Annotated in this window: 21 protein-coding genes; 13 read left to right on the top strand and 8 right to left on the bottom strand. The window is 61.7% G+C overall.

Features of this window, described 5'->3' with window-relative positions; translation table 11 throughout:
* The first annotated feature begins 186 nt into the window (after positions 1-186).
* Entirely contained in the window at positions 187-1,227 is a 1,041-nt protein-coding gene (locus NKJ17_RS15235; RefSeq protein ID WP_352689266.1) for a glutamine synthetase beta-grasp domain-containing protein, read from the top strand.
* A gap of 120 nt (positions 1,228-1,347) precedes the next feature.
* Here NKJ17_RS15235 and glnA read toward each other — a convergent pair whose 3' ends face one another.
* A complete protein-coding gene (gene glnA, locus NKJ17_RS15240; RefSeq protein ID WP_352689268.1) occupies positions 1,348-2,757 on the bottom strand; it encodes a type I glutamate--ammonia ligase in 1,410 nt (469 codons plus the stop codon).
* Positions 2,758-2,810: 53 nt separating this feature from the next.
* The gene (locus NKJ17_RS15245) at positions 2,811-3,149 is read right to left on the bottom strand and encodes a P-II family nitrogen regulator (protein ID WP_019857988.1); all 339 of its coding nucleotides are present in this window, start codon (positions 3,147-3,149) and stop codon (positions 2,811-2,813) included.
* 166 nt (positions 3,150-3,315) lie between these two features.
* Here NKJ17_RS15245 and NKJ17_RS15250 point away from each other — a divergent pair, with 166 nt between their 5' ends.
* From NKJ17_RS15250 to NKJ17_RS15260, 3 genes are read left to right on the top strand one after another with little or no spacing between them, the layout of a single operon-like run.
* The gene (locus NKJ17_RS15250) at positions 3,316-3,507 is read left to right on the top strand and encodes a hypothetical protein (protein ID WP_352689270.1); all 192 of its coding nucleotides are present in this window, start codon (positions 3,316-3,318) and stop codon (positions 3,505-3,507) included.
* Between the two features lie 6 nt (positions 3,508-3,513).
* The gene (locus NKJ17_RS15255) at positions 3,514-5,043 is read left to right on the top strand and encodes an NAD(P)H-hydrate dehydratase (protein WP_352689272.1); all 1,530 of its coding nucleotides are present in this window, start codon (positions 3,514-3,516) and stop codon (positions 5,041-5,043) included.
* Positions 5,040-7,043 carry a hypothetical protein gene (locus tag NKJ17_RS15260; RefSeq protein WP_352689273.1) on the top strand — a complete coding sequence of 668 codons (2,004 nt, stop codon included), beginning with the start codon at positions 5,040-5,042 and terminating at the stop codon, positions 7,041-7,043. Before NKJ17_RS15255 ends, NKJ17_RS15260 begins: the two co-directional genes overlap by 4 nt.
* A gap of 43 nt (positions 7,044-7,086) precedes the next feature.
* Here the strand turns inward: NKJ17_RS15260 and NKJ17_RS15265 are convergent, their stop codons facing one another.
* Positions 7,087-8,157, bottom strand: a complete 1,071-nt coding sequence (locus NKJ17_RS15265) for a M48 family metallopeptidase (protein ID WP_352689275.1) — start codon at positions 8,155-8,157, stop codon at positions 7,087-7,089.
* 7 nt (positions 8,158-8,164) lie between these two features.
* The gene (locus NKJ17_RS15270) at positions 8,165-9,697 is read right to left on the bottom strand and encodes an acyl-CoA carboxylase subunit beta (RefSeq protein WP_352478807.1); all 1,533 of its coding nucleotides are present in this window, start codon (positions 9,695-9,697) and stop codon (positions 8,165-8,167) included.
* Between the two features lie 387 nt (positions 9,698-10,084).
* On the opposite strand from NKJ17_RS15270, the gene NKJ17_RS15275 reads away from it, so the two are divergent.
* Positions 10,085-11,506, top strand: a complete 1,422-nt coding sequence (locus tag NKJ17_RS15275; RefSeq protein ID WP_352689276.1) for a DEAD/DEAH box helicase — start codon at positions 10,085-10,087, stop codon at positions 11,504-11,506.
* Between the two features lie 236 nt (positions 11,507-11,742).
* Here the strand turns inward: NKJ17_RS15275 and NKJ17_RS15280 are convergent, their stop codons facing one another.
* Positions 11,743-12,564 (bottom strand): SDR family oxidoreductase, encoded by an 822-nt coding sequence (locus tag NKJ17_RS15280; protein WP_352689278.1) that lies wholly within the window; start codon positions 12,562-12,564, stop codon positions 11,743-11,745.
* A gap of 214 nt (positions 12,565-12,778) precedes the next feature.
* Here NKJ17_RS15280 and NKJ17_RS15285 point away from each other — a divergent pair, with 214 nt between their 5' ends.
* The 6 genes from NKJ17_RS15285 (at position 12,779) to NKJ17_RS15310 (ending at position 17,508) form a co-directional block, all read left to right on the top strand.
* A complete protein-coding gene (locus NKJ17_RS15285) occupies positions 12,779-13,813 on the top strand; it encodes a cysteine synthase A (protein WP_254817174.1) in 1,035 nt (344 codons plus the stop codon).
* The gene (locus NKJ17_RS15290; protein WP_352689279.1) at positions 13,813-14,556 is read left to right on the top strand and encodes an alanyl-tRNA editing protein; all 744 of its coding nucleotides are present in this window, start codon (positions 13,813-13,815) and stop codon (positions 14,554-14,556) included. The genes NKJ17_RS15285 and NKJ17_RS15290 overlap by 1 nt, the downstream gene beginning before the upstream one ends.
* A gap of 35 nt (positions 14,557-14,591) precedes the next feature.
* On the top strand, positions 14,592-15,443 hold the full coding sequence (gene sseA / locus NKJ17_RS15295; RefSeq protein ID WP_352689281.1) for a 3-mercaptopyruvate sulfurtransferase: 852 nt from the start codon (positions 14,592-14,594) through the stop codon (positions 15,441-15,443).
* 5 nt (positions 15,444-15,448) lie between these two features.
* Positions 15,449-16,012, top strand: a complete 564-nt coding sequence (locus tag NKJ17_RS15300; RefSeq protein WP_352689283.1) for a GNAT family N-acetyltransferase — start codon at positions 15,449-15,451, stop codon at positions 16,010-16,012.
* Positions 16,013-16,156: 144 nt separating this feature from the next.
* The gene (gene dapB, locus NKJ17_RS15305; protein WP_352689284.1) at positions 16,157-16,963 is read left to right on the top strand and encodes a 4-hydroxy-tetrahydrodipicolinate reductase; all 807 of its coding nucleotides are present in this window, start codon (positions 16,157-16,159) and stop codon (positions 16,961-16,963) included.
* A gap of 77 nt (positions 16,964-17,040) precedes the next feature.
* Positions 17,041-17,508, top strand: a complete 468-nt coding sequence (locus NKJ17_RS15310) for a DUF1203 domain-containing protein (protein ID WP_352689286.1) — start codon at positions 17,041-17,043, stop codon at positions 17,506-17,508.
* Positions 17,509-17,726: 218 nt separating this feature from the next.
* On the opposite strand, the gene NKJ17_RS15315 is transcribed toward NKJ17_RS15310, so the two are convergent.
* Positions 17,727-19,028, bottom strand: a complete 1,302-nt coding sequence (locus NKJ17_RS15315; protein WP_352478814.1) for an outer membrane protein — start codon at positions 19,026-19,028, stop codon at positions 17,727-17,729.
* Between the two features lie 197 nt (positions 19,029-19,225).
* Positions 19,226-20,341, bottom strand: coding sequence for an alanine dehydrogenase (ald, locus tag NKJ17_RS15320; protein WP_352689287.1), 1,116 nt, complete (start codon positions 20,339-20,341; stop codon positions 19,226-19,228).
* Between the two features lie 157 nt (positions 20,342-20,498).
* Between ald and NKJ17_RS15325 the strand changes: the two genes are divergently transcribed.
* Complete coding sequence (locus NKJ17_RS15325) at positions 20,499-20,972, top strand: Lrp/AsnC family transcriptional regulator (RefSeq protein ID WP_023675099.1); 474 nt, start codon at positions 20,499-20,501, stop codon at positions 20,970-20,972.
* A 12-nt stretch (positions 20,973-20,984) separates the two neighbouring features.
* Here NKJ17_RS15325 and NKJ17_RS15330 read toward each other — a convergent pair whose 3' ends face one another.
* A complete protein-coding gene (locus tag NKJ17_RS15330; protein ID WP_352689288.1) occupies positions 20,985-21,641 on the bottom strand; it encodes a 5-formyltetrahydrofolate cyclo-ligase in 657 nt (218 codons plus the stop codon).
* Positions 21,642-21,821: 180 nt separating this feature from the next.
* Between NKJ17_RS15330 and NKJ17_RS15335 the strand changes: the two genes are divergently transcribed.
* Entirely contained in the window at positions 21,822-23,087 is a 1,266-nt protein-coding gene (locus NKJ17_RS15335; protein WP_352689290.1) for an NAD(P)/FAD-dependent oxidoreductase, read from the top strand.
* Positions 23,088-23,153 lie beyond the last annotated feature (66 nt).

Genomic DNA, 23,153 nt, shown 5'->3' on the forward strand with positions numbered 1-23,153 from the left:
TGATCCGAGCGCAGCATGACGGCGGACCAGCGATTTTGGGTGGATACAACCCCACTTTTGCCGCATCCGTCGCCGGCGAGAATGGCACACGAATTGCATTTTACTAGTCCGGCAGGTCGGCTGCTGGATAGGCCGGCTCGCCCCGGCGCCATCCAGGGTTCGGTGATCAAGCAACGAGAGGCTAGAATGACGAAATACAAGCTCGAGTACATTTGGCTCGATGGATACACCCCGGTTCCCAACCTCCGCGGAAAAACGCAGGTCAAGGACTACGCCGAGTTTCCGACGCTCGACCAGCTTCCGCTGTGGGGCTTCGACGGTTCTTCGACCATGCAGGCCGAGGGCCACAGCTCCGACTGCGTTTTGAAGCCGGTCGCCATTTATCCGGATCCCGCCCGCACCAACGGCGCGCTCGTCATGTGCGAAGTCATGATGCCGGACGGCGTAACGCCGCACGCGTCCAACAAACGCGCCACCATTCTCGACGACGAGGGCGCCTGGTTCGGCTTCGAGCAGGAATATTTCTTCTATAAGGACGGCCGTCCGCTCGGCTTCCCCGAGAGTGGCTATCCGGCGCCGCAAGGCCCGTACTACACTGGCGTCGGCTACAGCAATGTCGGCTCCGTCGCCAGGCAGATCGTCGAGGAGCATCTCGACCTTTGCCTTGCCGCCGGCATCAATCATGAAGGCATCAACGCCGAGGTAGCCAAAGGCCAGTGGGAATTCCAGATCTTTGGCAAGGGCTCCAAGAAGGCCGCCGACCAGATGTGGATGGCGCGCTATTTGTTGCAGCGCCTGACCGAGAAGTACGGCATCGACATCGAATACCACTGCAAGCCGCTCGGCGACACCGATTGGAACGGCTCCGGCATGCATGCCAACTTCTCGACCGCCTATATGCGCGAAGTCGGCGGCAAGAGCTATTTCGAGGCGCTGATGGCAGCCTTCGACAAAAACCTGATGGATCACATCGCCGTCTATGGGCCGGACAACGACAAGCGTTTGACCGGCAAGCACGAGACCGCGCCCTGGAACAGGTTCAGCTACGGCATCGCCGACCGCGGCGCTTCGATCCGCGTGCCGCATTCTTTTATCAACAACGGCTACAAGGGCTATCTCGAGGATCGCCGTCCGAACTCGCAGGGCGACCCCTACCAGATCGCTTCGCAGATATTGAAGACGATCGCCTCCGTCCCGACCAGCGCCGAGGTTTCGGCCGCCGCTTGAGAATGCGTTCACGGCGCGGACCTCGGGTGTCTCCGCCGTGACTTTCGTTCCCATCGCATTGCATAAAAAAGCCCCGGCGTAACCGCCGGGGTTTTTTCTACGTGACTATGAGGTTCGGGATCACACCGAGTAATACATATCGTATTCGACCGGATGCGGCGTCATTTCGAAGCGCATCACCTCGGCCATCTTGAGCTCGATATAGCTGTCGATCTGGTCGTCGTCGAAGACGCCGCCGGCCTTCAGGAACCCGCGGTCCTTGTCGAGGCTCTGCAGGGCTTCGCGCAGCGACCCGCAGACGGTCGGGATCTTCTTCAATTCCTTCGGCGGCAGGTCGTAGAGATCCTTGTCCATCGGCTGTCCCGGGTGGATCTTGTTCTTGATGCCGTCGAGGCCGGCCATCAGCATGGCGGCAAATGCGAGATAGGGGTTGGCACCAGGATCGGGGAAGCGGACCTCGACGCGCTTGGATTTCGGCGACGAGCCGAACGGAATGCGGCACGAGGCCGAGCGGTTGCGTGCCGAATAGGCGAGCAGCACCGGCGCTTCATAGCCCGGAACCAGGCGCTTGTAGGAATTGGTCAGCGGGTTGGTGAAGGCGTTGATCGCCTTCGCATGCTTGATGATGCCACCGATGTAGAACAGGCAGCTCTCAGACAGGCCGGCATATTCGTTGCCGGCGAAAGTCGGCTTGCCTTCTTTCCAGATCGACTGGTGGACATGCATGCCCGAGCCATTGTCGCCGAACACCGGCTTCGGCATGAAAGTGGCCGTCTTCCCATAGGCGTTGGCGACCTGGTGCACGACATATTTGTAGATCAGCATCTTGTCGGCGTTGCGGACCAGCGTGTCGAACTTGATGCCGAGCTCGTGCTGCGCGGCGGCCACTTCGTGATGGTGCTTTTCAACGCGCACGCCCATTTCGGCGAGCACGGTGAGCATTTCCGAGCGCATGTCCTGTGCCGAATCGATCGGCGGCACCGGGAAATAGCCGCCCTTGATGCGCGGCCGGTGACCGAGGTTGCCGGTCTCATAGTCGGTGTCGTCATTGGACGGCAGTTCGGTGGAATCCAGCCTGAAGCCGGTGTTGTAAGGATCGGCCTTGTACTTGACGTCGTCGAACACGAAGAACTCGGCTTCAGGACCGACGAAGATCTGGTCGCCGATGCCTTCGGCCTTCATGTAGGCCTCGGCCTTCTTGGCGGTGCCGCGGGGGTCGCGGTTGTAGGATTCTCCCGAGATCGGATCGAGAATGTCACACAGGATGACCATGGTCGACTGGGCGAAGAACGGGTCCATATGCACCGTATCCGCATCGGGCATCAGCACCATGTCGGACTCGTTGATCGCCTTCCAGCCGGCGATCGAGGAACCGTCGAACATGACGCCATCGGCAAACATGTCTTCCTCGACCTCGATGACATCCATCGTTACGTGCTGCAGTTTGCCCTTCGGATCGGTGAAGCGCAGATCAACGAACTTCACGTCGTTGTCTTTGATCTGCTTCATGATGTCTTTGGCTGTCGTCATGTCCCTGCTTCCCTATGTGATGACGTTTGAACGTGGCCTTTTAACGGGAAAATTCAGACGGCGTCCATGCCGGTTTCGCCGGTGCGGATGCGCACCACTTCCTCGATGTTCGAGACGAAGATCTTGCCGTCGCCGATACGGCCGGTCTGGGCCGCTTTGCGGATAGCTTCGATCGCGGCTTCGACCGCATCGTCGCCGAGCACGACCTCGATTTTCACCTTTGGCAGGAAGTCGACGACATATTCGGCGCCGCGATAAAGCTCGGTGTGGCCCTTCTGGCGGCCAAAGCCCTTGGCTTCGGTCACGGTGATGCCTTGCAGCCCGGCCTCCTGAAGCGCTTCCTTCACTTCGTCTAGCTTGAACGGCTTGATGATCGCTTCGATCTTTTTCATGTAAAAAGTGGCCTCCACTGCCAAAAAAGACGGGTTGTGAGCCCCGCTTGCGCCTCAATCAAGCACGAACTGTGCCAATTGATGGGGCGCCGAGAAGCCTCACATGATTTGGATACCATGCCGCGCAGGAATGTACATTCGCATCATTCGCTGCGTCGGATGCGCCATGAACGCCGCGAGCCTACACACCGCCGGTCCTGCCGTCCGCACAAAAATTGGGCAGATCGGATATTTCATGAGCAGCTGCACGCCGTCGTCCCGAACGATGTACGCCGCCAAATTTGCTTGGGGACCTTCGTTGTTTGCGTCGGATCAAAAACTGGACAATGCTTGGGGAAATGATGTGCATGTCGCCTGATATTCCATGAGCAACGAACTTTTGTCTCCCTCCGAAATGGCCGAGGCCGACCGGCTGGCGATTGCCGCCGGTCCATTCGACGGTATTGGCCTGATGCGCAATGCCGGCGCCGCGGTTGCCGCCGTAGTGCTCAAGCGCTACCCGGCGGCGACACGCGTCCACGTGCTTTGCGGCCCCGGTAACAATGGCGGCGACGGCTATGTCGTGGCCCGGATCCTTCGGGAGAGCGCCGTCGATGTCTCTGTGTGGGCGTCTGGATCGCCCAAAAGCGGCCGTGATGCTGCACTCGCTGCCTCGGAATGCCCGGTTGAAGCTCGGCCGCTGTCGGATTTCGTTGCCGAGATGGGCTCGGTCGTGGTTGACGCGCTCTATGGGGCGGGGCTGTCCAAGCCGCTGTCCGGCGACGCCGCCAAGGTGATCGATATCGCGGCCGAATTGAACTTGCCGGTTGTGGCGGTCGACCTGCCGTCGGGCGTTTCCGGCGAGAGCGGCAATGTGTTAGGAAAGGCCTTCCGGGCCCGGACCACGGTGACCTTCGCGCGAAAAAAGCCAGGCCATCTGCTGTTGCCGGGGCGCGAGTTGTGCGGCGACATCGAGCTCGCCGATATCGGCATAGACAACAGCATCGTTGCGCAGCTTCAACCGCGAACATTCGAGAACATTCCGGCGCTCTGGCTTGACCGCTTTCCGGTTCCGGCCGTCGACGCCCATAAGTACAAGCGCGGCCATGTTGGCGTCTTTTCCGGCGGACCGTCGGCGACGGGTGCTGCGCGGCTGTCGGCGCTTGCCGCGGCCCGGAGCGGGGCAGGGGCCGTCACCTTGCTGTCGCCGGCGAACGCCATACAGGTGAACGCGGCGCATCTGACCTCGGTCATGCTGCACAAGATAGACACTATCGCGGATGTGGACGAATTCGTCGGCAGCCGCCGCCCATCGGCCTTCGTGCTTGGCCCGGGATTTGGCATCGGGGAGAAAACGCGCGATTTTGCCCTGGTCGTACTCGGCAACGCCCATGGGCAGGGCAGCGGGATCGACGGGCTGGTGCTCGACGCCGACGGCATCACCTCGTTTCGCGACACGCCGGATGCCCTGTTCGAAGCCGCCCGTCGACCGAAAACGCCGGCTCTGGTGATGACGCCGCATGAGGGCGAGTTCGCCAAGCTTTTTCCCGATGTCGCCGGGCACCACGATTTGTCCAAGCTCGCCAAAGCCCGCGCCGCCGCTAAGCGTGCCAGTGCTATCCTCGTCTACAAGGGCGCCGACACAGTGATCGCGGCCCCCAATGGCCGGGCAGCGATCAACAGCAATGGTGCCTCATGGCTGGCTACCGCCGGTTCGGGCGATGTGCTGTCGGGCATCATCGCCGGGTTGCTGGCTCAGGGCATGCCAGCCTTCGAAGCGGCCTGTGCGGCAGTCTGGATCCATGCCGAGACCGGCAGCCGTTTCGGACCGGGGCTGATCGCCGAGGACCTGCCGCTGGCGCTGGTGGCGGTGCTGCGCGAGCTCGTTGAAAGCCGCGGGATGGCTGCCGAATGAACCGCCTGATTGCGCTGCTCGTTGCGATCATTAGTGCCATGTCCATGGTACAGGCCGCGAACGCCGAAACTCCGCTAACCATCGTCGACGACCCGGCTGTTCTCGCCGAGCTTGACAGCAAGGGCTATGGTTTCGCCGGCATTTTCGGCGTCGATGGCAAGGGCGATTTGAAGACTCTCTACGACAAGGCGCCGGCCTATCATGCGATCGTCGAAACGATTGCAAGCGACGTCGCAGCATTGCGGGCCGAGATGAAGGCCGGCAGCCGGCCGCTTTACGAGGTGACCGACGGCAATGTCGGCCGTGTCATGGACATGCGCTGGCTGAGGACCGATGCCGCGCGCTTCCGTCTCGTCGGCATAGTCAACCGGCTCGATCGGCGCGACTTCGCCGCGCTGCAAGGCGACACGAGTTGCGGCGAAGTGCGCTTCATCTATCGCCTCGCCTACAGCTTCAAGAAGAACGGCAAGGTTTTGGCCTCGCGCCTGCCGTTCAATTTCAGTGCCATCTACAATGTCGCGCCGGATGCCGATGGCGGTTGTGTCGGCGTCGCCGGACGCTGGGCACCACAACTCGACGAGAGCGTCGATGCCGGCTGGCTGATCGGCGGGCCGCTGGAAAGAGCGGCGCTCACCTTCAAGCAGCTCGAGCTCAATGCGCAAGTGGTCCGCTTCCCCTCCGGCCAGGAGACCGAATTCGGCGGACAGGCCGCCTATCTCATGCGCATTTTCGGCATCGACGGCGGGGCTGTCAGTGAAAGACCGCTGGAAAACACGCCCGACACGGCACGTCTCGCCGACGACGCTGCGCTGAAAGCAAGACTTGCCGACTATGTCCGCACCAATGTCGCGGCAATCGACTCCGGCGTCTACCAAATCCCCGATAAATTCTTGGCAAAGAAGGTAGTCTCATGGTCGACTTTCGGCAGCGCAAGGCAGGCCAACCACCCGTTCACGCCACTGTTCCAGCCCGCGGATTTAGCCGGGCTTGATTATTCCAAGCGGAAGCTGGTGCGCACGCCAGAGGCATTGGTCGAGCGGCTGGACAATGGCGCCTGCCAAGGCTGCCATCAGGCGGGTTCGACCGCCGGGTTCCACTTTATCGGCCTGGATGACAAGACGACCTCGCCGCTCAACCGCATCGAGGTCGGTATCTCACCGCATCTTCACGCCGATGTCCCGCGCCGCGTCGCCTGGCTGCGCGCGACTGCCGGGGGCAAGGAACCGAACCGCTTCCGCCCGCTGTCCTTCGCGCCGCCGGCGACATGGAACGATGCCAGCGAAATTGCCTATTCGCCGGCCGAAATGGCGATGCCGTGCTTCATGCCGGAAGATGCAGCCCGTTTCGGCGCGACTTGGCAATGCGGCGGCGGCACCGTCTGCACGCCGCTGGCGACCGCGTCCGGCGTGCGCACCAAGCTGGCGCAATGTCTGTTGCCCAAGGACAGCGAAAACATATTCTCCGGCCATCCGTGCCTGACCGGCTCGATCACCAGCAACCCGGCGCAACCTTTCAATGACCGCTATATCATCACCGGCCAGTTCGCGGCGCTCGCGCCAGGCATTTCGCGTACTGGCTACACCTGCCGACCGCCGAAGATCGGCGTGCCGGCGGGTATCGCCTATCGCGGCTGCGACGATCGGGATCGCAGCTTTGCCGCCTTCAAACCGGGCAAGCCGATGCCGAACGAGATTTGCGGATTGGTCGGCGGCAAAAAATTCGACACCTGCGTGGCGACCAATAATTTCGACCAGTGCCTGGGCGGCGCTGTCAATCGCGGTAATCGTCCCGCCTGCTCGGCCGACCATTTCTGTCGCGAGGATTACATGTGCCAGTCGCTGCCGCCCGATATGCCGGGCATCGGCAAGGTGAAAGGCATCGGCTTCTGCTCGCCGACCTATTTCATCTTCCAGATGCGCATCGACAATCACGCCACGCCGTGGTCGGGCGCTGTCAGCGCGACGATGGGAGCCGGGTTCGGAGCGGCGGAAGCGGAATAGGCCGACGACTCTGACATTGGCCGCAGTAGCTCCAGGCGGACAGCTATCGATCGAGGTCGTCGGCGATGTTCGATGTCCATTCACCGTCGAAATGCCGGACGCGTTCGGCGACGATCGTATCGCTCAGCAGGCTCGACAAGGCGGAAACCAGAATTGGTTCTATCTTTGGCACCGAGCTAAATCCAAGAGCAATCAGACGGTCGGACCAGGGCGGATGGTCCGCGCTTTCGTTATCGGGCGCGTCCCACGCTTTTTGCGCATACTCCTGCAGGATGGGAAGTCTCGACAAGTGAACTGCCGCCGCGAGGATCCTTTCGAGTGGTGGACGAGGCGGCGTCATGGCGCCAAGCAGTTCACGCCGGATCGGACTGTAGACCTGATCATCGAAAAACGCACTGGCAGCACCGATCAGTAGCAGGGCGCGGGCCGCTTCATATGCGTCGCCGGACATCGCTGCATGGCGATCCGCGTCAATTTCCGCCCGCCGCGACAACCGTATTTCTTCGCGCTCCAGCGTGCGCGACAGCGGACCAAGCATCCAGTAGAACAGGCTGCCCGAAACGGTTTTTCCCGGAGGAGCGAAGTCGAAGATTAGATCGAAGCTTTTTTCGAGTTCGGCCAGGTTGAGGCCGCCGTTTGTGTCCTTGTTTCTCAGATGTGCGTTCTCATGGACCAAGATCGCGGCAAAAGCCTTTTGGTCGGTCACTGCGAGCAGAGGAAGGCCGATGGTGAGAATCGCCCTACGGCCAAGCAGCCCCAGAAACGGCCGCTCTTCACCGATACTGGCGTTGAGATCGGGGCTCAGCACGATGGTAGTCCGGCTGGCGCGGTGTTTTCCGGCAATACTCTCCCAGATGGCCCATAATTTCGGGGCTGATTCCCGAGCGATCCCCTCCGCCTTGCTGGGTCGAAAACCGGCGAACAATGTCCCGATCAACAGAACCATGCCCAGCATCGCAGCTGGGATCGCAACAACGCCAGCCGCGATGACGGCGAGCGGATGCCGGTCGAGAAACCAGATCCATAAGACTATTGGGCAGAACAGCGGCAGAGCGAAAAGCAGGACGGCAAACCTGCCGAAGCGCGCTCCCATGTAGAGGATCAGGCGCGACATCAGCGCCTCACAGCGGTATATTGTCGTGTTTCTTCCAGGGGTTCTGCATATCCTTGTTGCGCAGCATCCTGAGTGCGCGAGCGATGCGCCGGCGGGTCGAATGCGGCATGATTACCTCGTCGACATAGCCGCGCTCGGCGGCAACGAAGGGCGAAAGGAAGCGATCCTCGTAAGCCTTTGTATGCGCAGCGATTTTCTCCGCATCGCCGATGTCCTTGCGGTAGATGATCTCGACCGCGCCCCTGGCGCCCATGACGGCAATCTGCGCCGTTGGCCAGGCATAGTTCATGTCGCCGCGCAAATGCTTTGACGCCATAACGTCATAGGCGCCGCCATAGGCCTTTCTCGTGATGACGGTGATCTTTGGCACGGTCGCTTCGGCATAGGCGAACAGAAGCTTGGCCCCATGTTTGATCAGCCCGCCATACTCCTGCGCGGTGCCGGGCAGGAAGCCCGGAACGTCCACGAAGGTGACGATCGGGATCGAGAAGCAGTCGCAGAAGCGTACGAAGCGCGCCGCCTTGCGGCTGGCGTCGGCATCGAGCACGCCGGCCAGCACCATCGGCTGGTTGGCGACGAAGCCGACGGTGCGGCCCTCGACACGGCCGAAGCCGGTGACGATGTTTTTCGCAAAATTCTGCTGGATTTCGAAGAAGTCACCCTCGTCGGCAACTTTAAGGATCAACTCCTTGATGTCGTAGGGTTTGTTGGCATTGTCGGGGATCAGCCTGTCGAGCGACAGATCGTGATCGGTGACCGACTGGTGGCATTCGATCTCGGGAATTTCCGCCGTGTTGGAGGCGGGCAGCAGATCGACCAGCCGGCGCATCTGCAACAGCGCCTCGACGTCATTGTCGTAGGCTCCGTCGGCGATCGAGGACTTCGTCGTGTGGACGGAAGCGCCGCCGAGGCTTTCGGCGGTGACCGTCTCGTTGGTGACGGTCTTCACCACATCCGGCCCGGTGACGAACATGTAGGAGGTGCCGCGGACCATGAAGATGAAGTCGGTCATCGCCGGCGAATAGACGTCGCCGCCTGCGCAAGGGCCCATGATCAGCGAAATCTGTGGGATGACCCCGGAGGCCAGAACATTGCGCTGGAAGATCTCGGCGTAGCCGCCGAGCGCCGCCACGCCTTCCTGGATGCGGGCGCCGCCGGCGTCGTAGATGCCGATGATCGGCGCGCGGTTGCGCAATGCCATCTCCTGCACCTTGACCACCTTTTCGGCATGCGCCTCGGACAGCGAGCCGCCGAACACGGTGAAATCCTTGGCGAAAAGATAGACCGGGCGACCGTTGATGGTGCCCCAGCCGGTAACGACGCCATCGCCGGCGATCTTGGTTTTCTCCATGCCGAAATCGGTCGAGCGGTGCTCGACGAACATGTCGAACTCCTCGAACGAGCCTTCGTCGAGGAAGACGTCGATGCGCTCACGGGCGGTGAGCTTGCCCTTCTTGTGCTGGGCCTCGATGCGGGCTCGGCCGCCTCCCATGCGGGCGATCTCGCGGCGCCGCTCGAGTTCCTTCAGCACGTCCTTCATGACCGGTCCCCAAAACGGAAAGCTGGATTGTGGTAATCGTGGCAGCAAGTGAGCGCAAGCGCCGCTTCGCCATGGCTTCTGCTGCGCTGCAGCATCCGACCCCTTGCATTCCGAAGCGAAGTGGGCCATATGCGGCGGCATAGGCGCTTGGGCCGGGAAACTCCGGCCTTCTCGACGAATGAGACTGGTTGCGTCTGTTTTCCCTCTTCCCGACATATCGGCAAGGTGGCGAAAAAGCCCCGTGGCATGAAGCCTGCGGGCACGACAGCGCAGCCGTGTGGACGATGACGTCCGCCCGCCTTGTCGTTTCATGACAATTTTCGACGGCAGGTTGCGCCCTGCCGCCATCGATGTTTGCGGCCAGAAGCCGCATGAAAGAAGAATATTTTGACCAATGAAAACACTTTGACCGGTGAGAACACTGGGGAACTGACCGGTTTCGCCGCACTTGGAATTAGCGGTGCACTGCTCAAGGCCACCCATGCCGCCGGCTTTACCGATCCCAAGCCGATTCAGGCGCAGGCTATCCCGCCGCAGCTCGAAGGCCGCGACATTTTCGGCATCGCCCAGACCGGCTCGGGCAAGACCGCGGCGTTCGCGCTGCCGATCCTGTCGAAGATCATCGCGCTTGGCACCAGGCGCCGGCCGAAGACGGCTCGTGCGCTGATCCTGGCGCCGACGCGCGAGCTCGCCGTACAGATCGAGGACACCATCAAGATTCTCGCCAAGGGCGCACATGTCTCGACCGCGCTGGTGCTTGGCGGCGTCTCGCGCTTCAGCCAGGTCAAGAAGGTTGCACCCGGCGTCGACATCCTGATCGCCACGCCTGGCCGGCTGACCGATCTGGTGCGTGAGGGCGACCTCGTACTTGCCGACACCAAATGGCTGGTGCTCGACGAAGGCGACCGCATGCTCGACATGGGCTTCATCAACGACGTCAAGCGCATCGCCAGGGCAACGGCGCCGGACCGTCAGACGGTGCTGTTCTCGGCGACTATGCCGGCCGAAATCGCCGAGCTGGCGAAAGGCTTGCTGAAGAACCCGATCCGCGTCGAGGTCGCCCCCCACAGCACTGCGGCCGCGGAGATCGTGCAGGGCGTCGTCTTTGCCCGCACCAAGCAGAAGCGCCAGGTGCTGTCGACGATGCTCGCCGACGACGCGATGAAGTCCGTTATCATCTTTTCGCGCACCAAGCATGGCGCCGACAGGGTGACCAAGGACCTCGAGCGCGACGGCTTCAAGGCCGCCGTTATCCACGGCAACAAGTCGCAGAATGCCCGCCAGAAGGCGCTCAACGATTTCCGCGAAGGCTCGGTGCGAATTCTCGTGGCGACCGACATTGCAGCACGCGGCATCGATGTGCCCGGCATTAGCCATGTGGTGAATTTCGACCTGCCGGACGAGGCGGAGAGCTATGTCCACCGCATCGGCCGCACCGGCCGTAACGGCATGGATGGCATCGCCATCACGCTTTGCGACCCTTCGGAAAACGCCAAGCTGCGCCAGGTCGAGCGTATCATCCGCACCAAGCTGCCGATCGTTGCCGATCATCTCGGCAGCCCCGATCCGCAGCGCAATCCGGCCGAGAAGAACGAGCGCAGCTTCGAGCCGGCCAACGATCGCAACGACCACAACGGCCGTCGCGACGGCAGGCGTCCCGGCGGCGCCAACAACGGCTTCGCCAAGAAGCGTTTCGGCGGCGACAAGCCGGCCTTTGCGGGCGACCGCAAGCCGGAAGGCGCCAAGCCCTTCAAGGGCAACAACAAGCGCCGCTTCGGCGGCAAGCGGCCGGCTGCGCGGGCGGCATAACCTGACCGTTTTGCGTCCGGCCAAGCCTGGCTTGGTTACTCACGATTGAAAAGGGCGACCGGAGTGATGCTTCAGTCGCCCTTTGCTTGAGGCCTTTGGTTTACTTCACCACCGCCTCGACCCACACGACAATCCGCTGCGCGAGGAAAGCCGTGGTCGATGGCGCGAGCGCGTCGCCGGCAATGACGTGGCGCCCCAGCGACCCGCAAACACGATCCGTCGCCCCGCCACCGATCCTATTCGACCGGTGGCTTGCGGTCGAAATTCAGCGGCCGCGCATTCCAGCGGGTGACCGTGCTGATCACCCATCGGGAGAACGGCCTCGGCAGCATCCTGAGCAGCTTCAGCGTCCAGCTCAGGCGGCGTGGGAAAGTGACTTCGAAGCCGCCACATTCGATGCCTTGCGCGATACGGCGCGAGGCCAGGTTGACCAGCATCAAGCCCGGCATCGGCAGGAAGTTCTTCTCAGTCAGCCGCGTGTCGACAAAGCCCGGATTAATCACCTGGATGCGGACGTTCATCTTGTCGAAATCGTATTTCAGCGACTCGGCCAAGATATTGACTGCCGCCTTGGTGCCGCCGTAAGCGGCGGTAGTGGGCCAGCCGAAATAGGCGGTGACCGAACCGATCAGCACGACATGGCCGCGCGAGCGTACGCGCATGCGTTCGATGACCGGCACCAGGCCATTGATGATGCCGAAATAATTGACTTCGAAAGACCGACGGAAATTGCGCGCGACAAGATCCTCGCCCGGCGTTGCGATATAGCTTCCCGCGTTGAACACTGCCAACACGATCGGACCGAGATTTTTCTCGATCGCTGCAACCGTCTCTGCCATGCGTTTTTCGTCGGTCACGTCGCAAGGAAAGGCTGCAACACCCCCCGACATCTGCGCCGTTTCGACGATGAGCGTATCGATCGGATGGTCATCGGGCGCAGTCACCGCGACGACATAGCCCTGAGCGGCAAGATCCTTGGCCAGTGAACGGCCGATACCGCTGCTGCCGCCCGTAATCCAGGCGACGCCATGCTTCGGATTGGCCCGATAGAGTGTCATGCTGCGCCCCGCCGGCTCTTCTTAACCTGCGCTCTACCGGTGAAGAAATCGAATGAAAAGAGTGCTTTTCGGTACATCGTTGAAATGAATACCGGCTGGGCGCCCTTGGGTGCAGGAATTGCAGTGTGCGAATGCGACTGGACCAGGCAAATTCTTGCCTTGAAACCGAAGCTTCGGGTTTCTAGGGTTTCGCCGCACCCACAAAGGAATCTCCATGCCCCGTTCTGTGATCGACGTGATCGGCAACACGCCCCTGATCCGCCTCAACAAGGCCTCGGAAGCAACCGGCTGCGAGATCCTGGGCAAGGCCGAATTCATGAATCCCGGGCAGTCGGTCAAGGACCGCGCCGGCCTGTTTATCATCCGCGATGCGGAGCAGCGCGGGTTGCTGCGGCCCGGCGGCGTCATCGTCGAGGGGACGGCCGGAAATACCGGCATCGGCTTGACACTGGTTGCCAAGGCGCTCGGCTACCGCACGGTGATCGTCATTCCCGACACCCAGAGCCAGGAGAAGAAGGATACAATCAAACTGCTCGGCGCCGAGCTGATCGAAGTGCCCGCCGTGCCTTACAAGAACCCGAACAACTACGTGAAGCTGTCGGGCCGGCTGGCCGAGCAGATGGCGAAGACCGAGCCGAACGGCGCGATCTGGGCCAACCAGTTCGACAATGTCGCCAACCGTGACGGCCATATCCGCACTACGGCCGAAGAAATTTGGAACCAGACCGACGGCAAGGTGGATGGTTTCGTGTCGGCGGTCGGTTCCGGCGGCACTCTGGCAGGCGTCGGTTTCGGGCTGAAGGCCAAGAACAGCCAAGTCAAGATAGCGCTGGCCGATCCGCTGGGGGCTGCGCTCTATTCCTTCTACACCAGCGGCGAGCTGAAATCCGAGGGCAGTTCGATCACCGAAGGCATCGGGCAGGGGCGGATCACCGCCAATCTCCAAGGCTTTACACCCGATTTTGCCTTCCAGATCCCCGACGAGGACGCACTGCCGATCATATTCGACCTGATCCAGGAGGAGGGGCTTTGCGTTGGCGGTTCGACCGGCATCAACATTGCCGGCGCCATTCGCCTGGCGCGCGAGTTAGGCCCCGGCCACACCATCGTGACCATGCTTTGCGACTACGGCACGCGCTACCAGTCGAAGCTGTTCAATCCTGAATTCCTGCGCGAAAAGAAGCTGCCGGTGCCGGGGTGGATGGAGCAACAGAGCACGATTTCGGTACCGTTCGAAAGGGTTGCGTGATGGCGCACAAGACCGAAGCGCTGTTTCGTGACGACGCCTATCTGGGGACGGCCGACGCCACCGTCGTCGCAGTCAACGATCGCGGGGGCATCATTCTGGACCGGACGGTGTTTTACGCCACATCGGGCGGGCAGCCGGGCGACACTGGCAGCCTCGAGCGCGCCGCCGGCACCGGCATAGCGATTGCCGCTACGATCACCGGCGAAACCAAGGACGAGATCATCCATGTGCCGGCGCTGGAGCAGGCAGTTCCAAAGGTGGGCGAGCGCATGCGGCTCGCCATCGACTGGCCGCGGCGGCAGTTGCTGATGCGCATGCATTCTGCCTGCCACCTGCTTACCGTCGTCTGCCCGTTCCCGATCACCGGCGCCGCGGTTTCCGAGGACGACAGCCGTATCGATTTCGACATCCCGGACGCCGGCTTTACCAAGGAAGACGTGACGGCCAGACTGATGGAGCTGGTGCGGGCCGACCACCCGATCTTCACCCGGCTCATTTCCGACGAGGAACTGGCATCCAATCCGGGCCTGGTGAAATCCAAGAATGTGCGCCCTCCGGCTGGCACGGGAAAGATCCGATTGGTCTGCATCGGCGAGAACGCCTCGATCGACAGCCAGCCTTGCGGCGGCACCCATGTAAAGAGCACCGGCGAAATCGGCGAGATCCATATCGGCAAGATCGAGAAGAAGGGCCGCGAGAACCGGCGCTTCCGCATTCGCTTTGGTCCTATGCCGCCAGCCTGATATAGGACTGCGACAGGCGGGACAGGAGAGAAAAGATGGCCGACGACAGTCCTTTCACCATCGATGCCGATTGGTTGCAGAAGCGGCTCGGCAAGCCCGGCCTGACGATTGTCGACGCGTCCTGGTATCTGCCGGCACAAAAGCGCGACGCGCGCGCCGAGTATGACGCAGCGCATATTCCAGGCGCCCGCTTCCTTGACCAGGACGCGGTTTCGGACCCCGACGCGGCTCTGCCGCACACGCTGCCGTCGCCGCAGCATTTCGCGCAATATGTCGGCGCGATGGGTATTTCGGCCGATGACACGATTGTTGTCTATGACGGGCCAGGGTTCTTTTCTGCACCGCGCGTCTGGTGGTTGTTTCGCGTCATGGGCGTATTCCAAGTCTATGTTCTCGACGGCGGCTTCGACCGTTGGAAAGCCGCCGGACGGCCGGTGACGGCGGAGCCGACGAAGATCGCCCCTTGCGTGTTTTATGCCAACTTTGATGCCGCCCGCGTCGCCAGCCTTGCGGACATGCGCCGGATCGTCGAGACGGGGGAGAGCCAGATCGCCGACGCGCGCTCGCCTGGCCGTTTTGCCGGCACCGAGCCGGAGCCGCGCCCCGGCATCCGCTCCGGTCATATGCCGGGCGCGCACAACGTGCCGTTTTCGGCGCTTTCGGAAAACGGCGAGTTGTTGCCAAAGGACAGGCTACGCAACGTGATCGAAGGAGCGGGCATCGACCTGTCGAAGCCGGTCGTCACCTCCTGCGGCTCGGGCGTCACCGCGGCAGCCATCACGCTAGCTTTGGAGACGCTTGGCCATACCGACAACAGGCTTTATGACGGTTCGTGGACCGAATGGGGCGGGCTTTCCGACACGCCCGTCGTGACAGGCAAGGACTGACGGGGATGGAAGACGGATCGCGGGAAGACATCGACGTCACCGTGACGTTTCTCGAAATGCATGTGCCGCCTGCCTATTCGCCGCCTCTGCCGTACAACCGCCAGATCGCGCTGCTCAAGACCAAAGACATTCCGCTGCATTTCTATCGCTATTTGATGGATCGGGTCGGCCGCAAATGGCACTGGGTCAATGTGTTGAGGCTGAACGACGAGGAGCTTGCGGCGGGCATCCACCGCGAGGACCGCGACATCAGGGTGCTTTATCTGGATGGTGCGCCGGCCGGCTTCTTCGACCTCAAACCGCATTTGCCGGAGGAAGTGGAACTCGCTTATTTCGGAATGATGGAGCACGCGACCGGGCAAGGCATCGGCCGCTGGTTCCTCGGTGCGGCAATCGCCGCGGCGTGGTCGCACGGGCCAAGGCGGGTAACCGTGCAAACCTGCACCCTCGATCACCCGGCAGCACTGCCGCTCTATCAAAAACTAGGCTTTACGCCAGTGGCGCAAAAAAAAGAGGTCGTACATCCGATGTCTTTCGCCGAGCGCGCGGCCAGCGTCATGCGGCCCTGATTCAGGCCGTTCATCCAGGCTTCAGCTTGTCGTTGCCACGCCCAGGGGTCTGGATCAACACTCAAAGGTGTGTCCGACTTGTATGAGCCGGGCACTTTCCATATCGCTGTCGTCTAAAAACCGATGGTGATGGAGGATCGCACGATGACAATACGGGTGGTAATGGCCGGTGCGACGGGCTGGGTCGGCAAGGCGCTGGTTCCGGCGATCGGGGCGCAAGGCGACATGGCGCTGGCCGGGGCCGTGTCACGCAGCGGCGCTGGGCAGGATTCCGGTCTGCTGGTTGGCATGCCGGCTAATGGTATTGTCGTTTCGGCTTCGCTGGCCGAGGCGCTGGAGGCGCCGTCGGACGTGCTGGTCGACTTCACCAAGCCGCATGTCGTGAAAGACCATGTGCTGCTCGCCATCGACAAGGGACGGCACGCTGTGATCGGCACATCGGGACTGGGTGCTGCCGACTATGCCGACATCGATGCCGCGGCGCGCGCCAACGGCGTCGGCGTCGTTGCCGCCGGCAACTTTTCCATCACCGCCACGCTGATGAAGCGGTTTGCACTTATGGGGGCAAAATACGTGCCGGATGTCGAGGTCATCGATTATGCCAGTGCAAAGAAGCCCGACGCGCCCTCCGGTACCGCACGGGAGCTTGCTGAGGCGTTGGCCGACATCCGCAAGACCTCAACGGCAAAGCCGGTCTCCGAGGTCTCTGGCGTGCCGGCTACACGCGGGGGTGCGGTCGGCGCAGGCGAGGGGGTGCAAGTGCACGCGCTTCGCCTGCCGTCCTACATCCTGTCCTGCGAGGCGCTGTTCGGCCTGCCAGACGAGCGGCTGACCATCCGCCACGACGCCGGCTCGTCCGCGGCACCCTATGTGGCGGGCACGCTGCTCGCCATCAGACGGGTACAGCAGATCAAGGGTCTGGTTCGCGGTCTCGACGCGCTGATGGACTGATCCATTTCGGCAGGAATCGGGTGGGAAGCTCTGTCTTGCGAGCATAATTTCCGGTCAACGACACCGGAGATTTTGCCATGACGATAAGATTCAAAGCCTTGCCAACCGACGCAGTCCGGGCACTTCAGCGCGGCGGGGCGGATGCTTATGGCCTGATGCCAGAGCGGCAGATTTCGGACGGCGACGGCGTGCCTTGCCGTCATTGCTTGAAGAATGTTGCTGCGGGGGAAGCCTATCTTGTTCTGGCCTATAGGCCTTTTCCGGAGCTGCAGCCTTATGCCGAAACCGGGCCGATCTTTCTGCATGCGGAAGAATGCGAACGCGCTGCCGAGGTTGAGTTGCTTCCCGAAATGCTCGAAAGCAGCGATTACATCGTGCGCGGTTATTGCAAGGACGACCGTATTGTTTACGGTAGCGGCGGCGTCATTCCGACCGACGCCATTGCCGCACGGGCAGAGACGTTGTTCAGACGCGACGACATTGACTACGTCCACATCCGCTCGGCCCGCAACAATTGCTATCAGTGCCGGATCGACCGCGCGTAACCGAACAGGCTGCACCGGCTTGGGCCTGTCGCACTCCCGTCGCATACAAGCGGTAGAAAGAGACTGTCGATCGATTTGCCGACCGCGGATGAACCGGCGGAAATCTCGATAACCGAGGAAGCGGGGCTTTGGCTCCGCTTTTTTGTGCCTGCATTGTTCGCAAAACAAAAAACCCGCCGGGATTAGCCGGCGGGCTTGAACGATTTGCCTGGAGGGCCTTAGTTGAACTTATACTTCGCACCGATACGGACGGTGTGGAAAGAAGGAGTGGTGGTGAGGACATCGCTCGGCCCTCCAAACTCCTCCAGAATATCCTTCTCGGCAAACTGCGAATAACGATATTCGAGACCGACAGTTACGTTGTTGGTCACGGCCGCTTCCAAACCACCACCGACCGAGAAGCCGCTCGAGCCCCAATCGATGATGTCGCCGATGGGTGAAGATGCGTTCAGATCGAAATGCTGCCAGCTGTAACCGCCAAGCACATAGGCGAGGGTTGATTCGTTGACCTTCAAACCGACCCGGCCCAGCACATCGAAACCATAGTCGGTGTCCAGATTAATGGACCCGCCGGGCACTTCCAGCTCCGAGGTCATGCCGGAGTAGCGAGCATCAACCATAACGCCGGCAACCCAGCTGCCGAAGTCATGATCGTAGCCGGCGTTCAATTCGCCAAACACGCCTTCGCCGCCGATACCGTTGAACTCCAGGTCGCCAAGCGGCGGAACATTGATCTGATGCACCGACGCACCCGCGCCGCCCGCACCGCCGATATAGAAGCCGGTCCAGTTGTAGGTAGGTGCCTCAAAGGAAGAGACACCGCCATTCTGGGCGCCAAAACGATAATTGGCTGCTACCTGGAACGTGTGACGCGATGTATCGAGGTTGATTGCGCCATCCGGTACACCGAACTCGGAAAGGACATCATCGTTGGTGCTGAATTGCGTAAAACGATATTCGGTTTTGATGGTCCAGTTGCTGTTGATGGCCGTCTCGACGCCGGCTCCGACGAAGTAGCCGCTCTGGTCCCAGTCGAAGTCAAAACCTGCGCTCGTGTCAAATTTGTATTTCTGCCATGAATAGCCACCAAGGACATAGCCCAAAGTGTTTGGCGTGAAGAGGTAGCCTGCCCGCAAGCCAGCGTCGAAACCATAGGTCTCTTTGACCGATGCGTCGAATCCAGCAACGTCGAGGGAGGTTTCGATGTTGCCGGCATGAGCGTCCAGAAGTCCGCCGATCAGGAACCGCGGCGCCACCATATAGTCATACCCAACGGTGAGTTCACCGTACAGGCCTTCGCCACCAATACCGTTGAACGACACCCCAGGAATGAAGTCGCTGCTCAACTCGTGGACGTTCGCCCCGGCGCCAACGCCAAAGCCGACGTAGATGCCACTCCAGTTGAAGCCCGCCGTCTCCACGACCGGTTCGACCACGTCGGCGGCATGAGAGACCGACCCAAGCGCCAGAACAGAAACTGCGCCGAGAAGAAGAGATTTCGTGAATTTTCTGCTGATCATTACCCTGCCCCTGGTGAACCCGACATCTACGTAGCATCGGCTCATTGTGGCGGCTGTAACAAAAAAGCCACAGAAAGAGCACATTGCATCAAACGGGCACCAGATGCGGGCAAGACCGGCTGTAGACCGAGAAAATTGCCTGTGAACAAGCAGCCGCCGACAGCATCGGCGACTCATCAGGAACAAACGGTTGGAAATCAGGCCGCGAGAACGGCCTTCGGCTCGACCAGTTCGTAACCGAGCGCTTCGGCCACCGCGCGATTCGTTATCTTGCCCTTGTGGACGTTCAGTCCGTTGCGCAGATGGTGGTCGTCTACCAGCGCCTTGAGGCCCTTGTCGGCGAGCTGCAGGCCATAGTGCAGCGTAGCATTGTTGAGCGCGTGGGCCGAGGTGACCGGCACCGCACCCGGCATGTTGGCGACGCAATAATGGATGATGCCGTCGACTTCATAGGTCGGCTCGGCATGGGTGGTGGCGTGCGAGGTCTCGAAACAGCCGCCCTGGTCGATGGCGACGTCGACCAGCACGGCACCTTTCTTCATGCCCGACAGCATTTCGCGCGTCACCAGCTTGGGCGCTGCTGCCCCCGGGATCAGCACGGCGCCGACGACTATGTCAGCCGAAAAACATTCTTCCTCCAGCGCCTCGACGGTCGAGTAGCGGGTGTGAACGCGGCCGCCAAAGATGTCGTCGAGCTGACGCAGGCGCGGGATCGAGCGGTCGATAATAGTGACGTCGGCGCCGAGGCCGGCCGCCATCCGTGCGGCATGCAGGCCGACAACGCCGCCGCCGAGCACGGTGACCTTGCCGGGGAGCACGCCGGGCACGCCGCCAAGTAGCACGCCGCGGCCGCCATTGGCCTTTTGCAGCGCCGTGGCGCCCGCCTGGATCGACAGGCGGCCGGCAACTTCCGACATCGGCGCCAAGAGCGGCAGGCCGCCGCGCTCGTCGGTGACCGTCTCGTAAGCTATCGCGGTCACGCCGGAGGCCAACAGGCCCTTGGTTTGCTCCGGATCCGGGGCAAGATGTAGATAGGTATAGAGGATCTGGCCGTCGCGGAGCTGAACCCATTCGCTGGGCTGCGGCTCCTTGACCTTCACGATCATGTCGGACTTGGCAAACACGTCGGCTGCCGTCTTGGCGATCGTGGCGCCGGCAGCGCGATACGCGTTGTCATCGGCGCCGATGCCTGCACCGGCGCCGGTCTCGACCAGCACTTCATGGCCATGCGCGACATATTCGCGGACCGAGCCCGGTGTCAGGCCGACGCGGTATTCGTGATTCTTGATTTCCCGGGGGCAACCGACGCGCATCTTTTTTCTCCTGATCCGGCCCTTTGGGGCTCGTTCCCTGTCTAGAAATAGTGAACCACGAATCGCTCGATAAGTGTTTGCGAATGCGCTTGCCTGAGAGGCGACTCTTCGATAATCGTTGCGCAAAACATTGCAATTGTCGCAGGAACTCGCAAAAATGCCGCTCGACAGGATTGATATTGCCATTCTTGAGACGTTGCAGAAGGATGGGCGGATACCCAATGCAGCGCTCGCCGAGAAGGTCGGCCTATCGCAGTCGGCCTGTTCGCGGCGGCTGGACAATCTGGAGAAATCCGGAACCATCCGCGGCTATCACGCCCGGCTGTCCAACGCTGCACTTGGGCACCAGATGACGGCGATCGTGCATATATCGCTGTCCGGGCAATTCGAGAAGACGTTGTCGGATTTCGAGGCGGCGATAAAGCGCTGCCCGAACGTCCTATCCTGCCATTTGATGTCGGGCGAATATGACTACATCCTGCGCATAGCGGCAAAGGATCTCGTCGACTACGAACGTATCCACAAGGAGTGGCTGTCGGCAATGCCGCATGTGACGAAGATCAATTCGTCTTTTGCCTTGCGCGAAATCGTCGATCGCACGGCCGTGGGAATGAAACCTGAACTCGCCTAGGCCCGAACTCGCCTAGGTGTTGACTGCCTCGGTCACCACACGGTCCATCGGAATGTCGTGTGGCTGCGGGTAGATGCTGACGATGCGCTGCAGTTCGTAGCCGACGCCGATGACCAGCGGCTTGAAGGGCATCGCGGCAAGCGTACGATCGAAGAAGCCGCCGCCATAGCCCAGGCGAAACTGCTCAGGATCGATGCCGACAATCGGCGAAATGACTATGTCGGGTAACACCGGATCGCCGTCAGCCGGTATCGGGATATTCCAGACGCCCTTCTCTAGCCGGTCTCCGTGGGTATAGGCGCGAAAGACAAGCGGCCGGTCTTTCTCGACGACGACGGGCAACGCCGTGCGCCCGCCCCGCGCGTTGACGGTTTCCATCCACGGGCGCAGGTCCGGCTCGCCGCGAAACGGCCAATAGAGGCTAACCACGCGGCCGGCGACGTCACCGATCACCGCGTCGAGCCCTTCGGCAATGCGCTGCGACATGGCTGCGCGCGTGTCGGCTGAAACGGCAAGGCGGGATGCGATCAATCGCTGGCGCTCGGCCTTGCGCCAGCGCCTTACGTCGGTCCAGTCGGATAGCGGAGCTTGGAACTCCGGGTCGAGCTCGTGCATAAAACAAGGCGGGGAGGCGTACTGCGCTGAGCCTTCGTCTTCATCCCTAGCCATGCTTCACCTGCAATATACAGTTCCAACCAAGTCGTATCGTGGACGCAGGCTATATCTGGGAACGAGTCTGCAGCATGCGTATTCACGACATCAAGAGACGACTCCCAGTTAGTTGCAGCGCAGGCATTGCTGCACTGCACAAGGACACTTACATCAGCCTTGGCGAGAGGGATGAGTGAGATGAACACAACCAACCATCACGTCGTCGTCGTGGGCGCCGGATTCGGCGGTCTCGAATTCACCCGCGCACTTGCCGGCGCGCCGGCGCGCATCACCATGATCGACAGGCGTAATCATCACCTCTTTCAGCCACTACTCTACCAGGTGGCGACGACGGCGCTGGCCACCTCCGAAGTGGCCTGGCCGATCCGCCATCTCCTGCGCAAGCGCGATGATGTGACGACGCTGCTCGCCACCGTTACCGGCATCGACCGCACCGGCAAGCGCGTGCTGCTGCAGGACGGTGGCACGGTCGCTTACGACACGCTTGTGCTGGCGACCGGCGCGCGGCACGCCTATTTCGGCCATGACGAGTGGGAACCGTTCGCCCCGGGCCTGAAGACGCTGGAGGACGCCACCACCATTCGACGGCGTATTCTTTTGGCTTTCGAGCGGGCCGAACGGGAAACCGATCCCGCCAAGCGTCAGGCATTGCTGACGCTGGCGATCGTCGGCGGCGGGCCGACCGGCGTGGAACTGGCCGGCACCATTGCTGAGCTGGCGCACGACACGCTGCGCGGTGAGTTCCGCAACATCGACACGCGGCAGACGCGTGTGGTGCTGATTGAGGCCGGCGACCGCATCCTCTCCAATTTCGCTCCCGAACTCTCCGGTTATGCAACGAAGGCGCTCGAAAGGCTCGGCGTGACCGTCGAACTCGGCCGGGCGGTTACGCGCTGCGATGCCGAGGGTGTCGTCTTCGGCGACACACACTTGCCGGCCAGGACAATCCTGTGGGCGGCGGGCGTCGCCGCTTCGCCGGCCGCCGAATGGCTCGGCGCGGCAGCGGACCGCGCGGGCAGGGTGCTTGTCGAGCCCGACCTGAGTGTGCCGGGAAACCCGGAGATTTTCGTCATCGGTGACGCAGCGCACGTCCTGCGGCCGGATGGCCGGCTGGTGCCGGGCGTCGCGCCGGCCGCCAAGCAGCAGGGGCGGCACGTCGCCGCGACGATCAAGGCAAGGCTTGCCGGTGACGCGACACCGCGTCCTTTCAGCTACAGGCATGACGGCGATCTGGCGACGATCGGCAAGCGCGCCGCGGCCATCGATTTCGGCTGGATCAAGCTCACCGGCCGGCTTGCCTGGTGGCTGTGGGGCTTGGCGCATATCTACTTCCTGATCGGCTTTCGTAACCGGCTTGCGGTTTCCCTGAGCTGGCTATGGATCTACTTCACCGGTCAGCGCAGCGCGCGGTTGATCACCCAGGGCGACGACGATAAGGGCTGATTGTTCGCTGCCGGACATTCATCGGCGCGTCACCTCCTCTTGATGGAATCGGCTTCTGGACTCGGC

Origin of the sequence: Mesorhizobium sp. M0208 (assembly GCF_040322015.1) — a bacterium.
GTDB lineage: Bacteria > Pseudomonadota > Alphaproteobacteria > Rhizobiales > Rhizobiaceae > Mesorhizobium.

Coding starts and splice junctions, on each gene's coding strand:
- NKJ17_RS15285 (WP_254817174.1), top strand. CDS start 12,779: ATGCCCCGTTCTGTGATCGACGTGATCGGCAACACGCCCCTGATCCGC.
- NKJ17_RS15270 (WP_352478807.1), bottom strand. CDS start 9,697: ATGAAGGACGTGCTGAAGGAACTCGAGCGGCGCCGCGAGATCGCCCGC.
- NKJ17_RS15255 (WP_352689272.1), top strand. CDS start 3,514: ATGAGCAACGAACTTTTGTCTCCCTCCGAAATGGCCGAGGCCGACCGG.
- sseA (WP_352689281.1), top strand. CDS start 14,592: ATGGCCGACGACAGTCCTTTCACCATCGATGCCGATTGGTTGCAGAAG.
- NKJ17_RS15310 (WP_352689286.1), top strand. CDS start 17,041: ATGACGATAAGATTCAAAGCCTTGCCAACCGACGCAGTCCGGGCACTT.
- NKJ17_RS15290 (WP_352689279.1), top strand. CDS start 13,813: ATGGCGCACAAGACCGAAGCGCTGTTTCGTGACGACGCCTATCTGGGG.
- NKJ17_RS15300 (WP_352689283.1), top strand. CDS start 15,449: ATGGAAGACGGATCGCGGGAAGACATCGACGTCACCGTGACGTTTCTC.
- ald (WP_352689287.1), bottom strand. CDS start 20,341: ATGCGCGTCGGTTGCCCCCGGGAAATCAAGAATCACGAATACCGCGTC.
- NKJ17_RS15335 (WP_352689290.1), top strand. CDS start 21,822: ATGAACACAACCAACCATCACGTCGTCGTCGTGGGCGCCGGATTCGGC.
- NKJ17_RS15325 (WP_023675099.1), top strand. CDS start 20,499: ATGCCGCTCGACAGGATTGATATTGCCATTCTTGAGACGTTGCAGAAG.
- NKJ17_RS15265 (WP_352689275.1), bottom strand. CDS start 8,157: ATGTCGCGCCTGATCCTCTACATGGGAGCGCGCTTCGGCAGGTTTGCC.
- glnA (WP_352689268.1), bottom strand. CDS start 2,757: ATGACGACAGCCAAAGACATCATGAAGCAGATCAAAGACAACGACGTG.
- dapB (WP_352689284.1), top strand. CDS start 16,157: ATGACAATACGGGTGGTAATGGCCGGTGCGACGGGCTGGGTCGGCAAG.
- NKJ17_RS15330 (WP_352689288.1), bottom strand. CDS start 21,641: ATGGCTAGGGATGAAGACGAAGGCTCAGCGCAGTACGCCTCCCCGCCT.
- NKJ17_RS15235 (WP_352689266.1), top strand. CDS start 187: ATGACGAAATACAAGCTCGAGTACATTTGGCTCGATGGATACACCCCG.
- NKJ17_RS15250 (WP_352689270.1), top strand. CDS start 3,316: ATGAACGCCGCGAGCCTACACACCGCCGGTCCTGCCGTCCGCACAAAA.
- NKJ17_RS15315 (WP_352478814.1), bottom strand. CDS start 19,028: ATGATCAGCAGAAAATTCACGAAATCTCTTCTTCTCGGCGCAGTTTCT.
- NKJ17_RS15280 (WP_352689278.1), bottom strand. CDS start 12,564: ATGACACTCTATCGGGCCAATCCGAAGCATGGCGTCGCCTGGATTACG.
- NKJ17_RS15260 (WP_352689273.1), top strand. CDS start 5,040: ATGAACCGCCTGATTGCGCTGCTCGTTGCGATCATTAGTGCCATGTCC.
- NKJ17_RS15245 (WP_019857988.1), bottom strand. CDS start 3,149: ATGAAAAAGATCGAAGCGATCATCAAGCCGTTCAAGCTAGACGAAGTG.